This window comes from Aeromonas mytilicola subsp. aquatica (assembly GCF_044336385.1).
GTDB lineage: Bacteria > Pseudomonadota > Gammaproteobacteria > Enterobacterales > Aeromonadaceae > Aeromonas > Aeromonas rivipollensis.
On sequence record NZ_CP172298.1, the window covers coordinates 1,899,358 to 1,913,849 of the forward strand.

At 61.7% G+C, this 14,492-nt stretch carries 13 protein-coding genes; 5 read left to right on the forward strand and 8 right to left on the reverse strand.

Annotated elements, in window-relative coordinates; translation table 11 throughout:
- Positions 1 to 190: 190 nt before the first annotated feature.
- The 4 genes from hppD to maiA all read left to right on the forward strand — a co-directional run bounded on the left by hppD (position 191) and on the right by maiA (position 4,246).
- Positions 191 to 1,324, forward strand: coding sequence for a 4-hydroxyphenylpyruvate dioxygenase (gene hppD / locus ACFWHB_RS08810; protein ID WP_395950188.1), 1,134 nt, complete (start codon positions 191 to 193; stop codon positions 1,322 to 1,324).
- Between the two features lie 50 nt (positions 1,325 to 1,374).
- Positions 1,375 to 2,526: a homogentisate 1,2-dioxygenase gene (locus ACFWHB_RS08815; protein WP_395949977.1), complete on the forward strand. Its 1,152-nt coding sequence runs from the start codon at positions 1,375 to 1,377 to the stop codon at positions 2,524 to 2,526.
- A 10-nt stretch (positions 2,527 to 2,536) separates the two neighbouring features.
- Positions 2,537 to 3,535: a fumarylacetoacetate hydrolase family protein gene (locus tag ACFWHB_RS08820; RefSeq protein WP_395949978.1), complete on the forward strand. Its 999-nt coding sequence runs from the start codon at positions 2,537 to 2,539 to the stop codon at positions 3,533 to 3,535.
- Positions 3,536 to 3,607: 72 nt separating this feature from the next.
- Positions 3,608 to 4,246, forward strand: a complete 639-nt coding sequence (gene maiA, locus ACFWHB_RS08825; protein WP_163157160.1) for a maleylacetoacetate isomerase — start codon at positions 3,608 to 3,610, stop codon at positions 4,244 to 4,246.
- 46 nt (positions 4,247 to 4,292) lie between these two features.
- On the opposite strand, the gene ACFWHB_RS08830 is transcribed toward maiA, so the two are convergent.
- From ACFWHB_RS08830 to ACFWHB_RS08845, 4 genes are all read right to left on the reverse strand, one after another.
- Positions 4,293 to 4,451 carry a hypothetical protein gene (locus ACFWHB_RS08830; RefSeq protein ID WP_395949979.1) on the reverse strand — a complete coding sequence of 53 codons (159 nt, stop codon included), beginning with the start codon at positions 4,449 to 4,451 and terminating at the stop codon, positions 4,293 to 4,295.
- Positions 4,452 to 4,729: 278 nt separating this feature from the next.
- Complete coding sequence (asnB, locus tag ACFWHB_RS08835; protein WP_395949980.1) at positions 4,730 to 6,394, reverse strand: asparagine synthase B; 1,665 nt, start codon at positions 6,392 to 6,394, stop codon at positions 4,730 to 4,732.
- Between the two features lie 192 nt (positions 6,395 to 6,586).
- Positions 6,587 to 6,955 carry a cupin domain-containing protein gene (locus tag ACFWHB_RS08840; protein ID WP_395949981.1) on the reverse strand — a complete coding sequence of 123 codons (369 nt, stop codon included), beginning with the start codon at positions 6,953 to 6,955 and terminating at the stop codon, positions 6,587 to 6,589.
- Positions 6,956 to 7,071: 116 nt separating this feature from the next.
- Complete coding sequence (locus ACFWHB_RS08845) at positions 7,072 to 7,821, reverse strand: HAD-IIA family hydrolase (RefSeq protein ID WP_106886529.1); 750 nt, start codon at positions 7,819 to 7,821, stop codon at positions 7,072 to 7,074.
- Between the two features lie 200 nt (positions 7,822 to 8,021).
- On the opposite strand from ACFWHB_RS08845, the gene ACFWHB_RS08850 reads away from it, so the two are divergent.
- Positions 8,022 to 9,041: an adenosine deaminase gene (locus tag ACFWHB_RS08850; protein ID WP_395949982.1), complete on the forward strand. Its 1,020-nt coding sequence runs from the start codon at positions 8,022 to 8,024 to the stop codon at positions 9,039 to 9,041.
- A gap of 70 nt (positions 9,042 to 9,111) precedes the next feature.
- On the opposite strand, the gene ACFWHB_RS08855 is transcribed toward ACFWHB_RS08850, so the two are convergent.
- The 4 genes from ACFWHB_RS08855 to ACFWHB_RS08870 all read right to left on the reverse strand — a co-directional run bounded on the left by ACFWHB_RS08855 (position 9,112) and on the right by ACFWHB_RS08870 (position 14,410).
- The gene (locus ACFWHB_RS08855; protein ID WP_303808039.1) at positions 9,112 to 10,233 is read right to left on the reverse strand and encodes an alkene reductase; all 1,122 of its coding nucleotides are present in this window, start codon (positions 10,231 to 10,233) and stop codon (positions 9,112 to 9,114) included.
- A gap of 156 nt (positions 10,234 to 10,389) precedes the next feature.
- A complete protein-coding gene (locus ACFWHB_RS08860) occupies positions 10,390 to 11,940 on the reverse strand; it encodes a TerC family protein (protein WP_395949983.1) in 1,551 nt (516 codons plus the stop codon).
- A 647-nt stretch (positions 11,941 to 12,587) separates the two neighbouring features.
- Positions 12,588 to 13,103 (reverse strand): hypothetical protein, encoded by a 516-nt coding sequence (locus ACFWHB_RS08865; RefSeq protein ID WP_139746274.1) that lies wholly within the window; start codon positions 13,101 to 13,103, stop codon positions 12,588 to 12,590.
- Positions 13,104 to 13,483: 380 nt separating this feature from the next.
- Complete coding sequence (locus tag ACFWHB_RS08870; RefSeq protein WP_395949984.1) at positions 13,484 to 14,410, reverse strand: cation diffusion facilitator family transporter; 927 nt, start codon at positions 14,408 to 14,410, stop codon at positions 13,484 to 13,486.
- Positions 14,411 to 14,492 lie beyond the last annotated feature (82 nt).

Consider the following 14,492-nt stretch of genomic DNA (forward strand, 5'->3'; position numbering starts at 1 on the left):
CTCAGGCTGCAATGTCACAATCTATTTACATCTTCTGACGGCGGTCCTCGCCAAACTATCTGAAACCCGCCTCTTCTCTTCTGCCCCGCCCCTGCCTCTAATGAAACAAGTTATTAACAATGCCGTCTGGGCTGCCTGTCGAGCCTTGTCGGCGTGACCCGTTTCGTTATCAGTCCATCGCAAGGAGCGCATCATGACGACCTCTTCTTCCCCTTCCCACAGCATCAATCCCCTTGGCACCGATGGGTTCGAATTCGTCGAGTACACGGCCCCGGATCTCAAGGGCATTGCCGCCCTCAAGGCGCTGTTTGTGTCGCTCGGGTTTGCCGAGGTAGCCAGGCACAAGCACAAGCAGTGCTGGCTCTACCGCCAGGGGGACATCAACTTCGTGGTCAATGCCGAGCCCCACTCCCAGGCGGAGCAGTTCGCCAGCCTGCACGGGCCCAGCGTCTGCGGCATGGCATTTCGGGTGAGCGACGCGGGCCGCGCCCAGCAGTACGCCATGGCCAAGGGGGCCAAGCCCTTCGTCGGCAAGATAGGGCCCATGGAGCTCAACATCCCCGCCATCTACGGCATAGGCGAGAGCACCCTCTCCTTTGTGGATCGCTACGGCGAGCAGGGTTCCATCTATGACGTGGACTTCGTCTTCTACCCCGACTGGCAGGCGCGCATGGCCGAAGTGGATGCGGGGCTCTATGAGATCGATCACCTGACCCACAACGTCCATCGCGGCAACATGGACCTCTGGTCCAATTTCTACGAGCGGATCGGCAACTTCCGGGAAATTCGCTACTTCGACATCGAGGGCAAGCTGACCGGGCTGCATTCCCGCGCCATGACGGCCCCCTGCGGCAAGATCCGCATCCCCATCAATGAATCCTCCGACGACAAATCCCAGATAGAGGAGTACCTGCGCCAGTACAAGGGGGAGGGGATACAGCACATAGCCCTGGCCTCCAGCGACATCTACCAGACCATCCGTACCCTGCGTGGTCGCGGCACCGGCTTTATGCCGACCCCGGACACCTACTATGAGAAGGTGAACAGCCGGGTGGCGGGGCATCAGGAGGATCTGGAGGCACTCAAGGCGCTGCGCATCCTGATCGACGGCTCTCCGACCAAGGACGGCATCCTGCTGCAGATCTTCACCGACACCGTCATAGGCCCGGTATTCTTCGAAATCATCCAGCGCAAGGGCAACGAGGGCTTCGGCGAGGGCAACTTCCAGGCACTGTTTGAATCCATTGAACTGGATCAGATCCGTCGTGGGGTGCTGAGCGGGGCCGAGCAGGGCGAGAAGAAGGGGGAGCCGAGCGATGCGTAACGGGATGCGAGCTCGTCGGCCGGTATCTATTTCATGGGAGGTACAGAGCCATGCGTAACTGGATCAGTTTTCCCCACCGGGAGGGGACCCACTCCCGCCAGGCCCACGCCGATCTGCCCGAGCAGGCCATCTACGAGCGCGAGCTGGGGCGCAGCGGCTTCTTCGGCCCCGCCACCCACATGCACCACAAGCATGCCCCCACCGACTGGAGCCACTGGGAGGGGCCGCTGCGGCCGCGGGCGTTTGACTTGAACGGCTTGCAGGAGGAGGTGAGCTCCCTCTCCCCCTGGGTGATGCCGGATCTGCTCAGCAATCCCCACTGCCGCTACCGGATGTGGCGCCTGACCGAGACAATGCCGTTTCTGGTGCGCAACGCCGACGGCGACGAACTGCTCTTCATCCACGAAGGGGGTGGGGACTTCTACTGCGACTACGGCCATCTCACGCTGAAGGATGGGGACTATGTGGTGATCCCCCGTGGCACCATGTGGCGCATCGAGCCCACGGCGCCGCTCTTCATCCTGATGATAGAGGCGACGGAGGACAGCTATCAGCTGCCGGACAAGGGGCTGGTGGGCAACCATGCCATCTTCGATCCAGCGGCGCTGGAGGTGCCCGCCATCAATGAGCGCTTCCTGGCCCAGCAGGACGAAAATCCCTGGTCGCTGCAGGTCAAGCGCCACGATCAGGTCTCTGTCATCACCTGGCCCTTCAACCCCCTGGATGCCCAGGGCTGGCACGGGGATCTCTGCGTGGTGCGCCTCAACTGGCGGGACATCCGCCCCCTGATGAGCCACCGCTACCATCTGCCGCCGTCGGCCCACTCCACCTTCGTGGCGAGCCGCTTCGTCATCTGCACCTTCGTGCCGCGCCCCATAGAGAGCGATCCCGGGGCCCTGCGGGTGCCCTTCTACCACAGCAACGACGACTTTGACGAGGTGCTCTTCTACCACGGCGGGGACTTCTTCAGCCGGGACAACATAGAGCGGGGCATGGTCACCTTCCATCCCGCCGGTTTCACCCACGGCCCCCATCCCAAGGCCTTTGCGGCGGGGCAGGCCCACGCCAAGACCTTCACCGACGAGGTGGCTGTGATGCTCGACACCCGGGATGCCCTCGGGGTCGGCCAGATCTGCGAGGGGATAGAGAATCCCCACTATGTTTCCAGCTGGCAGCGACCAGACGGTACCCCCGGCAAATAAGGAATTCGATATGAAATTGGCAACTTTGAACAATGGCAAGCGCGATGGCGCCCTGGTGGTGGTCAGCCGGGACCTGACTCGGGCGGTGGCCGTGGCCGACATAGCCTCCACCCTGCAAGGAGCGCTGGACGAGTGGAGCGATCTCGCCCCCCGGCTGACCGCCGTCTATCAGGCCCTCAACGACGGTGCCTGCCCAGACACCTTCCCCTTCGATGAGACGGCCTGTCTCTCCCCGCTGCCCCGCGCCTACCAGTGGGCCGACGGCAGCGCCTACGTCAACCACGTGGAGCTGGTGCGCAAGGCGCGCGGCGCCGAGATGCCGGACAGCTTCTGGCACGATCCCCTGATGTATCAGGGGGGCTCCGACAGCTTCCTGGCGCCGCGCGGCCCCATCTGCATGGGGTCTGAGGAGTGGGGCATCGACTTTGAATCTGAAGTGGCCGTCATCACAGACGACGTGCCCATGGGCACCAGCCCGCAGGGGGCAGAGGAGCACGTCAAGCTGCTGATGCTGGTCAACGATGTGAGCCTGCGCAACCTCATTCCCGGGGAGCTCGCCAAGGGCTTTGGCTTCTTCCAGTCCAAACCCTCCAGCGCCTTCTCGCCGGTGGCCATCACCCCGGACGAGCTCGGCGGCGACTGGCAGCAGGGCAAGGTGCATCTGCCCCTGGTGACCCAGCTCAACGGCGCCCTGTTCGGGGAGCCGGATGCGGGGCTGGACATGACCTTCAACTTCTTCGAGCTGATTGCCCACGCGGCCAAGACCAGACCCCTTGGCGCTGGCTGCATCATAGGCTCGGGCACCGTCTCCAACTACGACAGAAGCCGGGGATCCTCCTGCCTCGCCGAGCGGCGGATGCTGGAAATTATCGAGTCAGGTCAAGCCACTACACCCTTTCTGCGCTTTGGTGATACAGTGTCCATCGCGATGCAGGATCGCAATGGGATGAGTCTGTTTGGCACCATTTTGCAACGGGTCACGCAAGGGGGCGCCAGCCAGACGAGCTAGGAAAGCCTGGGCCGGCCAAGGTCGGCAGGCGACACGGCAGGTGGCACACACCTGCCACCATAGGGACATAATATGCTGCAGTTGTTTGGATATTGGCGTTCATCGGCCAGCTTTCGCGTACGTCTGGTGCTGCAACTCAAGGGACTTGGTTATGAGCAGCATCCGGTCAATCTGAGACAGGGTGAGCAGAAAGAGAAGGCCTATCGCCGGGTCAATCCCCAGGGGCTGGTGCCTTTTCTCATCGACGGGGATGTGCAACTGGGTCAGTCGGTGGCCATCATGGAGTACCTCGACGAGACCTATCCGGCCTACCCCCTGATGCCCTCCGCCCCCGAGGAGCGGGCCAGGGTGCGCCAGATAGTCAACATGATCGCCTGCGACACTCACCCCCTCAACAACCTGAGGGTGTTGAACTACCTGGAGCAGGAGCTGGGACAGAGCAAGACGGCGCGCGATGCCTGGTATCGCCACTGGATTGACGAGACCTTCACCGCCCTGGAGCAACTGCTGATGACCACGGCTGGCGTCTATTGCGTGGGCAACGAGGTGACCCTGGCGGACTGCATGCTGGTGCCCCAGGTCTATAACGCCCGCCGCTTCAACATGACGTTGGACGACTACCCCACCATCGCGCGCATCGTCGCCAACTGCGAGCAGTTGCAGGCCTTTATCAAGGCGGCCCCCGCCAATCAGCCGGATGCGCAAGCCTGAGGTTCAATACCCTCAACCAGTGTTAAACAACAAAGGCCCCGCTTCGTCAGCCGACAGTGTGGGGCCTTCTCATCTTGGTCGGCGCTTGTCCCTGGCGCTGACAATGGTCGATAAAGCTGCCGAATGTCGCCTCGTCGTAGCGCTTTCCCTGCTCCAGCAATCCTGTATTGAAGGGCTCCAGCAGCCAGCTCCTGGCATCCAGCACGTAGAAGTGAGGCGCCCCAACATACTCGGGCCCCCGATCCAGGAAGCGGTTTATCTCCTGACACCCGCTGCACCACTCGCCCCTGCAATAGCTGTCCTCTCATAGTCTCTTTCCTGGGGCGTTTTTGTTGCTTCCAAGCCGCCACGAACTCTGTCGCCAAGTGGCAAGAGTGGCGGGTGATATGCGAAAAGCCGGAGCGAAAGCGGAGGGGAACCAAAAAACAAAAGCCCCTCGAAAGGGGCTTGGTTATCTCGCAGTGAAACTGTCCGCTGGGGTTATCAGTAGCTCTGTTGGTGGACGTCCATCACGGCGCGACCGGAGGGGTCGGCCATTTCCTTGAACTTGGCATCCCATTCCAGCGCTGTGGGCGTGGAGCAGGCGACCGACTTGCCATAGGGCACTGTGCGGGCGGCGGACTCCAGCGGGAAGTGCTCGTCGAAGATGGCGCGGTAGTAGTAGGCCTCCTTGGTGAGCGGGGTGTTGATGGGGAAGCGGAATGCGGCCGCCTCGAACATCTGATCCGTCACCTCGGTCTCGACCATGGCCTTGAGACTGTCAATCCAGGAGTAGCCCACGCCGTCGGAGAACTGCTCCTTCTGACGCCATGCCACTTCGTGGGGTAGCAGCTCCTCGAAGGCTTCCCGCAGGATATGCTTCTCGATCTTGCCGTTGCCGCACATCTTGTCGGCAGGCTGCAGGCGCATCGCCACATCCATGAACTCCTTGTCGAGGAAGGGCACGCGACCCTCCACGCCCCAGGCGGCCATGGACTTGTTGGCCCGCAGGCAGTCATACAGGTGCAGGGAGGCCAACTTGCGCACGTTCTCTTCGTGGAATTCCCGGGCGTTCGGCGCCTTGTGGAAGTAGAGGTAACCGCCGAACAGCTCGTCCGAGCCTTCTCCCGAGAGCACCATCTTGATGCCCATCGCCTTGATGTAGCGGGCCATCAGATACATGGGGGTGGAAGCGCGGATGGTGGTGACGTCATAGGTCTCGAGGTGATAGATGACGTCCCGCAGGGCATCTAAGCCTTCCTGCACGGTGAAGTGGATCTGGTGGTGGATGGTGCCGAGGTGATCGGCCACCTTGCGGGCGGCGGCGAGATCTGGCGACCCTTCCAGGCCGACTGCGAAGGAGTGCAGCTGGGGCCACCAGGCTTCGCTCTTGCCATCGTCCTCTACCCGGCGGGCGGCGTAGAGCTTGGTGATGGCGGAGATGACGGAGGAGTCCAGACCGCCGGAGAGCAGCACGCCGTAGGGCACGTCACACATCAGCTGACGCTTGACCGCCGCTTCCAGCGCGGCTTTCAGCTCGGCCTTGCCGCTGACGTTGTGCTCGACCGCACCGTACTCCATCCAGTCCCGTTTGTACCACTGTTTGAGCTCGCCATCCTTGCTCCAGAGGTAATGTCCGGGCGGGAAGGTCTCGACGCTCTTGCACACCGGCACCAGGGCCTTCATCTCGGAGGCGACATAGAAGTTGCCGTGCTCGTCGCGGCCGGTATAGAGGGGGATGATCCCCATGTGGTCACGACCAATCAGGTAGGCATCCTGCTCGGCGTCATAGAGGATGAAGGCAAAGATGCCGTTGAGATCGTCCAGGAAGGCGGGGCCCTTCTCCTTGTAGAGGGCGAGCAGCACCTCGCAGTCGGAATGGGTCTGGAACTTGAAGTCGACCTTGAGGTTCTTCTCGAGTTCCTTGTGGTTGTAGATCTCGCCGTTGACGGCCAATACGTGAGTGCGCTCGGGGTTGTAGAGCGGCTGGGCGCCATTGCCCGGATCGACGATGGCCAGGCGCTCGTGCACCAGAATGGCCTTGTCGGAGCTGTAGACGCCGGACCAGTCAGGCCCGCGGTGACGCAGTCGCTTGGACATCTCCAGGGCCGATTTGCGCAAGGCGGCGGAGTCGGTCTTGATGTCCAGAATGCCGAAAATAGAACACATTGGCGGTAATCCTCTTGATTTTTATATGAGCCCCCCACGTTTGGGCTCGAAATTCCATTTACATTCCTCGCCAATCACAATGCCTAGCGGAAAACCCTTTTGCAAGCGGGAAAACCGCAGAAAATCATGCCGCCAACGTCAAGTCGGCGGGTGAGAATGGTGTCAATAAAGGGCGGGTGCTTGACGTGCGCGTCAGGTCGCGGCGGGTTCGAAGATCACATAGAGCTTGCGGCAGGCCACCAGGGTCTCCCACTCACCGACGAAGCCCGCTGGTATGATGAACTGATCCCCTGGTTTGAGGTGCAACTGGCCCCCCTGGCCGTCGTGGATCCGCGCCTCGCCCTCCAGCAACTGGCAGTATTCGTGCTCTGTGTAGTGCACAGCCCAGCGTCCCGGCTCGCAGGCCCAGAAGCCTACGTGAAACTGCTGGCTGGGGTCCGAGTAGTGGTTCCAGAGGGTCTGGCTCGGGTTGCCGGCCCGGATCCGCTCGGGGGCGGGCATCAGCGGGGTGGGGGATACGGGGTGCTGATCCAGCAGGATCCAGTCGTTCAGGCTCTTCATGGTGCGTCCTTGGGGTGGCGAGGGGAGCGTCCTGCTCCCGTTTAGTTTGTTTAACAATGTTGCGCTTACGTTAAACGATGTGTGCCACCTTGCCAAGGGGGAGCCGATGAGGGGGATCAGACGATATCGATGTCGACCACGGAGTCGAAGATGTGGTTCGGTCTGAACGGCATGCGGTCTATGTCCGCCACCTTGCTCACCCCGGAGAGCACCAGCACCGTCTCGAGGCCGGCCTGGAAGCCCGCCAGTATGTCGGTGCGCAGGTTGTCGCCGATGATGATGGTGTCGTCGGAGTGGGCCTCCATCCGGTTCAGCGCCGCGCGAATGATCCAGGCGCTCGGCTTGCCCACGTAAAACGGCTTCTTGCCGGTCATCCGTTCTATGGGGGCACAGAGCGCGCCGCAGGCCGGGTGCATCATGGGGCCGTGGGTATCGGGGTTGGTGGCGATGAAGCGGGCACCCTGATCCACGAACTTGGCCCCCAGCTGCATCATGGTCCAGTTGTAGTTGCGAGTCTCCCCTACCACCACGAAGTCGGGGTCTATGTCGGTGATGGTGAAGCCGGCCTTGTAGAGCTCGTGGGTCAGGGCCCCTTCGCCTATCACATAGGCCTTCTTGCCATCCTGGCGCTTGAGAAAGTCGGCGGTGCCCATGGCGGAGGTATAGAAGCACTCTTCCGGCACCTCGATCCCGGCGGAGCGGAAGCGGTTTTGCAGATCTTTCTGGGTCTGGGCCGGGTAGTTGGTGAGGAACAGGAGCTTGCTGCCCTGCTCGATCAGGCGGTGAACGAAACGGTCGGCGCCGGGCACCAGATCGTTGTTGTGCAGTATGACGCCGTCGATGTCACAGATGACGCTTTTCTTCATGGAAACTCCTTGTAGGGGGAGGTGGTTGCCAACCTCGAATGTCTTCAATCACTTATGGCTTTTTTGTGCCGCCATTATAAGGCGCTTTGATGACAAGTCTCCCCCGGCGCGCCAGATGGGTGCACAATGACGGCAGAGGGAGGGCGCCGCTGGTGCCTGGACTGCCTGATCCATCAGGCGCTGACGATGGAGCCGTCATCATGGAGAACTTTATTGCCGGCTTGCCCAAGCTGGAGCTGCACCTGCATATCGAGGGCACCCTCGAGCCCGAGCTGATGTTTGCCCTGGCCAGACGCAACGGGGTGACCCTGCCCTGGCCCGACGTGGAGAGCCTGCGGGCCGCATATGAATTCGACTGCCTGCAATCCTTTCTCGATCTCTACTACCTGGGGGCCAGCGTGCTGGTCACCGAGCAGGACTTCTTCGACCTCACCTGGGCCTATCTTGAACGCTGCGCCGCCGACAAGGTGGTGCACGTGGAGATCTTCTTTGACCCCCAGACCCACAGTGCCCGGGGCGTGCCCTTTGCCACCGTGCTCGGCGGCATCGAGCGGGCATTGCAGCAGGGGGAGCGGCAGCTTGGCATCAGCTGGCGGCTCGTCATGAGCTTTTTGCGCCACCTGAGCGAAGAGGATGCCTTCGCCACCCTGCGCGAGGCCGAGCCCTATCTAGCGCGGCTGCACGGGGTCGGCCTCGATTCGGGGGAGCTTGGCAATCCGCCGGCCAAGTTTGCCCGGGTCTTTGCCCGGGCGAGGGAGCTGGGGCTGCCTGTGGTGGCCCACGCGGGGGAGGAGGGGCCGGCCGACTATATCTGGCAGGCGATTCGGGAGCTGGCGGTGCGCCGCATCGATCACGGGGTGCGCTGCGCCGAGGATCCCGAGCTGGTGCGCTACCTGGCCGACACCCGGCTGCCGCTCACCGTCTGCCCCCTCTCCAACGTGCGGCTCAAGGTGTTCGGCACCATGGCGGATCACAATGTGCTGACCCTGCTGGAGCAGGGGCTCTGCGTCACCATCAACTCGGACGATCCCGCCTATTTCGGCGGCTACCTGGGGGCAAATTTCAGGGCCCTGGCCGACGGGCTCGGCGCCACGCGGGAGCAGCTCTGCCGCCTCTCCCTCAATGGGGTGGAGGCGAGCTGGCTGAGTCTTGCCGACAAGGTGAGGCTGACCCAGGAGATCAGGGGCTATGGTGCCTGCCACGGGGTAGCCCTCTACTAGGCATCGGAGGTGCAAATAGCGCGCGCCCGCCGATGAGGGCGGGCGCGCTGGGCTATACCGGTTGCCAGTCTCAGGCAGGCTGCGACGCTGTCTCGGCCTGATAGACGGGGTAGTCGATGAGCCCCTGCTCGCCGCCGCCAAACAGGGTGGCGGGATCATGGGGGGCAAAGGGATAGCCGTGACGCAGCCGGTTCGGCAGATCCGGGTTTGCCACGAAGGGGCGACCGAAGCCAATCAAGTCGGCCCAGCCCGCCTGCAGCGCGGCTCTGGCCCGCTCACCGTCATATTTTCCCGCATAGATGAGGGTGTTGGGGAAGGCATCCCGCAGCCCTTGCTTGAAGCCCTCCGCCATCAGGGGGGCATCGTCCCAGTCCGCCTCGGCGATATGCAGATAGACGATGCCTATTTCCCCCAGCAGTCTGGCGGCGGCCAGATAGGTCTCCTGCGGATTCGCATCCACGGTACCGTTGAGGGTGGTCAGCGGCGCGAGACGCACCCCGACCCGGTCAGGCCCGATCTCGTCACTGACCGCCTCTGTCACCTCTTTCAGGAAGCGCAGCCGGTTCTCCAGGGAGCCGCCGTAGTTGTCGGTGCGGGCGTTGGATTCGGAGTCGAGGAACTGGTTGATGAGGTAGCCGTTGGCGGCGTGCAGTTCTATGCCGTCAAAGCCGGCCTCCATGGCATTGCGGGCGGCCTGGCGGAACTGGCCCACCACGGCGTCTATGTCGGCCTGGGTCATGGCACGGGGAGTGACTGTCTCCACAAAACCGGGGGCGTCGCTGCCGTTGTCGACAAAGACCTTCACCCCTTGCGCCTTGATGGCCGACGAGGAGATGGGCTGGGCGCCGCCTATGTTGTCCGGGTGGGTGACCCGGCCCACGTGCCAGAGCTGGGCAAACATGATACCCCCCTTGGCGTGCACCGCATCGGTCACCAACTTCCAGCCAGCCACCTGCTCGGCGCTGTGGATGCCCGGGGTCCAGGCATAGCCCTTGCCCAGGGGATCTATCTGGGTGCCCTCGCCTATGATGAGGCCGGCGCCCGCGCGCTGGGCGTAATAGGTGGCCATCATGGCGTTGGCCACGTCACCGGGCTGGCTGGCGCGGGAGCGGGTCATGGGCGGCATGACGATGCGATTGGAGAGGTGCAACTGGCCGAGGCGAAGGGGGCAGAACAGGGGATCGTGGTTCATGGTGAATTCCTCGTGTTGGGATGGAGGCGACTCTAGAGGGGATTGTCATTGTGAAAAAGAGGGGTAATTGCAGAAGAGAATTGCCATTGGCACAGCAATGGGCCCGAGGCCATGAAAAAGAGGGCCTTTTGGCCCTCTTTTCAGTGTCGCGGCAGATCAGGCGACGCTGACGCCTATCGGGGTGACCCGCACCCGCTCTATCCGGCGCTCGCTCACCGCCAGCACCTCGAAGCAGAGTTGACCCAGGCGCAGTTGCTGGCCGCTGGTGGGCAGGCTGCCGAAGTGGGAGAGCAGCATGCCCGCGAGGGTCACGTACTCATCGCTCTCGCTCACCAGGCCGTCATGGCCCAGGGTCTGCTCTATCTGGTGGATGTTGGTGCTGCCGTTGATGAGCCAGCTCTCCCCCTCCTGGACTATGTCAGGGGTCTCATCCTCATCCGGCAACTCGCCGACTATGGCCTCCAGCAGATCGTGGTTGGTGACCAGCCCCTGGATGATGCCGAACTCGTCCGCCACCAGAATGAGGCTGCCCCTGGCCTTGCGCAGCTCCGCCAGCAGCCGGATCACGTTGATGGTCTGGGGCACTATGATGGGGTCGTTCTGCTTGGCGAGCTCGGTCAGGGGCTGCCCCTCGTTGAGGGCAAACAGCAGATCCCGTGCCTTCACCACCCCGATGATCTCGTCCAGCTCACCGTCGCAGACCGGGAACAGGCTGTGGGGGGCCCGCTGCAGCAGGGCACGGATCTCGTCCGGGGAGTCATTGACGTCGATCCACTCCATCTCGGCGCGGGGTGTCATTATGGTGCGGATGGAGCGCTCGGCGAGCGACAGTACCCCGGTCACCATGTAGCGCTCCTCTTCCCCGAAGCTGATGGGGCGGGGGGCATCCTGCTCCTCTTCCTCATCCTGCTGCGGGTGCTGGTTGGCCCGGCTGCCTCCCATCAGTTTGAAGATGGCAGCCGTGGTGCGCTCGCGCAGGGGCTGCCTGGATTCGTGGCGCTGGGCACTGCGCTGGGCGAGCTGGTTGAAGAACTCGATGAGCACAGAGAAGCCGATGGCCGCATAGAGATAGCCCTTGGGAATGTGGAAGCCGAAGCCCTCCGCCACCAGGCTGAAGCCTATCATCAGCAGGAAGCTCAGGCAGAGCACCACCACTGTGGGATGGGCGTTGACGAAGCGGGTCAGGGGCTTGGAGGCGATCACCATCACCACCATGGCGATGGTCACGGCCGCCATCATGACGCCCAGGTGTTCCACCATGCCGACCGCTGTGATGATGGAGTCCAGGGAGAAGACGGCATCCAGCACCAGGATCTGGGCGATCACCACCCCGAATCCGGCATAGACACCGGCCGGGCCCTGCTCCTCCGGCTTGGCCTCCAGCCGCTCATGCAGCTCTGAGGTGGCCTTGAACAGCAGGAAGAGGCCGCCGCCCATCAGGATGAGATCCCGACCCGAGAAGGGGTGATCCCAGATGTGCAGTATGGGGGTCGTGAGAGTCACGAGCCAGGACATCACGCTCAGCAGGGCGAGGCGCATGATCAGGGCCAGTGAGAGGCCGATGAGTCGGGCCTTGTCCCGCTGGGCAGGGGGCAGCTTCTTCACCAGGATGGCGATGAAGACCAGGTTGTCTATCCCGAGCACTATCTCGAGGATGATCAGGGTGAACAGACCGACCCAGATAGACGGGTCCAGCAAGAATTCCATTAGGATGACCTCAATAAAAACAGACGCAGTGGATGTCGGTCACGGCAAGGGGCCGTGGCAGGGCAAGGCTCGGGTGTTTTCAGAGGCGCTGGTTGAGCAGGTACAGATAGGTTTTGATGGGGAAAAACGAAGGGCTACTTCGGGGGTTGTCCATGATGGGCAATAAAACCTCGGGTCAAAAGTGAGCCCTGATGATAACGGCTATCGCCGATTTGGCAAGCGCCGGGCGCACAAGTGGTGGCGGAGCATCGGGTCTAAGGGGGCGCCTGCGCTGCTGGTCGGCCCATGGAGAGTCTCTCGCCATATGGATGAGGACAGGCATAAGACGCAGGCGCTGTATATATCCGCACCTGGCCAAAGTGTAACAACCTATTTCAGGTACCTGTCATTTGGTGCTTGTTTTAATAAATGTCAGCTCATTTGGTTATATAAGGGGCGCGAACAGGTAGCGGCTGTTTTTGGGGGGCGGCGGCAGGGGGAGGTTATTTGAAGGGAGGCTGATGCCTAAATATAAAGATTCGAACCTGAAGACAGGGGCGTTGGCGTCTCAATATAAAGAGTTTTACATGAAGACAGGGAGGCATTGCCTCCCTGTCGGTCAATCCCGTCATGTCACGGGGATCTCATATTGAAGGGTGCGAAACCCCTCATTGGCCCGTGTAGGCGGCGCCCTGAACATGACCCTTCTTGTCACTGAGACAGGACCAGGGAGCATCGGCACCCGGCACCTTGATGGTGACGCCGACCCCGGCTTCGGAGTCCATCACGTCAGTCACCTGAAGCTGAGCCTGGGGCACGTTCGTCTTCTCGGAGACTGCCTTCAGACAGGCTTTCTCCGCAGGGCTGGCAGGGCTTGCCGAGGCCGCAGGCGCTGCGGATGTGGCTGCGGGCTGACAGACGCCCGAGCCTTGCTTGCTGTTGTAGGAGACATCGTACTGGCCCCCGGTGTTGCTGATGGAGAGGGTGACACCCGCGCCCTTGGCCTCATAGAAGTTGTCGTTGAACTTCTTGAGCTTGGCCTCCTTGCCATTGATATAAACGGGGCCACCCTCATCGCTGTGCATCTGGATCTTACCCGGGCACTCGTAATTAAGCTGGGGAAGGGCAGCACTGGCCGTGCCCGCCATGGTCAATGCAAATACTGTGATCAACACCTTTTTCATGGGACTTACCTTAACTGTTTAACAAAGTGGAATAAGTGTATTTGTTTTTATTGTTTGGTGGATAACAACATCACTGTATTTCGGCGCGCAGTCTGCCGTTTGTCCTTGGCGAAAATAAATAGCTGGCCTACTTAATTTTAGCAACGAAATTTTCGTAACTTTTTGTGCTGCTGAAAATGGTTATTGATTCAAGGGACTCGACAAACGGTTTTCCCTGTAAATAGTTTAAAGATTAAAAAAACAGAGCAATAACGGGCAGGAGAGGGGCAGCGAGAGTGACGTAGGAGAAAGTAGCTGGCGGGTTGCCGGAGGCCCTGTTTGGGACATTTGTCACGCGGGGCGACGGGGCCCCGCGTTGCATCAGGATGGCAAGCGCCGGATCAGAGCCAGCGTTTCTCGCGGGTGAAGCAGACCGAGAGCCAGGCATCCCCCAGGGTATCGCCGAGGCGGGACCAGAGCTCCTGGCGCAGGGCATCCTGGCGCTCTATGGGCCACTCCTGATCCGGGGCCACCAGTATGTTTAATTCCAGATCGAAGCGGCGGCCGCTTTTCGCCAGATGGCTGTAGCACTCTATGCCATGGCGCTGGCGCAGGGCGTCTATCTCGCGCTCGACCCGCGCCGAGACATCCCCCTTGGGGGCGATTTTCAACACTTCCCGCAGGTTGCGGCCGAGCACCTTGATGGGGATCAGGGTGGCGCACAGGGCGAGCAGGGTGACCAGCAGGGGGTCTATGTAGCGGTTGTAGTGGCCGTAGCCGAGGGCGTCGAGCCCGATGGCGACCACGAAGCCGATGAGCAGGGTGGCGCTGAGCAGGGTGTCGACCAGCCACTCCTTGGAGTCGACCCGCACCAGTTCGGAGTCGATACGTTCGGCGACGCCCGCCTCGATCCGGTAGATGATGGCGCAGAAGAAGGTGCAGACGGCGGCGTAGATGAGGGCGTGGCCGAGATCTATCTCTCGTCCCCCTTCCAGCAGGGAGGTGATGCCGCTATGGAAGGCGCCGAGGCAGAGCAGCAGTATGATGGTGCCGTTGATGACGTTGGTGATGGGCTCGAAGTGGGCGTAGCCATACTGGAAGCGCGCGTCTGAGGGGCGGGTCACCAGGTAGGCGGTGATGAGTCCAAGGCCCGTCATGCCCATGCTGAACAGGGTGAAGATGCCATCGAGCATGATGGCGTTGGAGCCGACGAAGAGACCATAGCCGATCCCGAAGATGGCGAAGCTGATGCAGCCGAACAGTGACAGGGTCAGGGCCTGTTTCTCGGTGCGAACCAGCGTACTGATAACATGGCTGTAATGAGCCATAAAAGTCCTCCTTTCAAATGGTGAAGATTGAACGCGCAAGCGGTTTTCTAGCTGATATACTGCCCGCTCACATGTGAGCGGA

Coding starts and splice junctions, on each gene's coding strand:
- ACFWHB_RS08815 (WP_395949977.1), top strand. CDS start 1,375: ATGCGTAACTGGATCAGTTTTCCCCACCGGGAGGGGACCCACTCCCGC.
- ACFWHB_RS08820 (WP_395949978.1), top strand. CDS start 2,537: ATGAAATTGGCAACTTTGAACAATGGCAAGCGCGATGGCGCCCTGGTG.
- maiA (WP_163157160.1), top strand. CDS start 3,608: ATGCTGCAGTTGTTTGGATATTGGCGTTCATCGGCCAGCTTTCGCGTA.
- asnB (WP_395949980.1), bottom strand. CDS start 6,394: ATGTGTTCTATTTTCGGCATTCTGGACATCAAGACCGACTCCGCCGCC.
- ACFWHB_RS08840 (WP_395949981.1), bottom strand. CDS start 6,955: ATGAAGAGCCTGAACGACTGGATCCTGCTGGATCAGCACCCCGTATCC.
- ACFWHB_RS08845 (WP_106886529.1), bottom strand. CDS start 7,821: ATGAAGAAAAGCGTCATCTGTGACATCGACGGCGTCATACTGCACAAC.
- ACFWHB_RS08850 (WP_395949982.1), top strand. CDS start 8,022: ATGGAGAACTTTATTGCCGGCTTGCCCAAGCTGGAGCTGCACCTGCAT.
- ACFWHB_RS08855 (WP_303808039.1), bottom strand. CDS start 10,233: ATGAACCACGATCCCCTGTTCTGCCCCCTTCGCCTCGGCCAGTTGCAC.
- ACFWHB_RS08860 (WP_395949983.1), bottom strand. CDS start 11,940: ATGGAATTCTTGCTGGACCCGTCTATCTGGGTCGGTCTGTTCACCCTG.
- ACFWHB_RS08865 (WP_139746274.1), bottom strand. CDS start 13,103: ATGAAAAAGGTGTTGATCACAGTATTTGCATTGACCATGGCGGGCACG.
- ACFWHB_RS08870 (WP_395949984.1), bottom strand. CDS start 14,410: ATGGCTCATTACAGCCATGTTATCAGTACGCTGGTTCGCACCGAGAAA.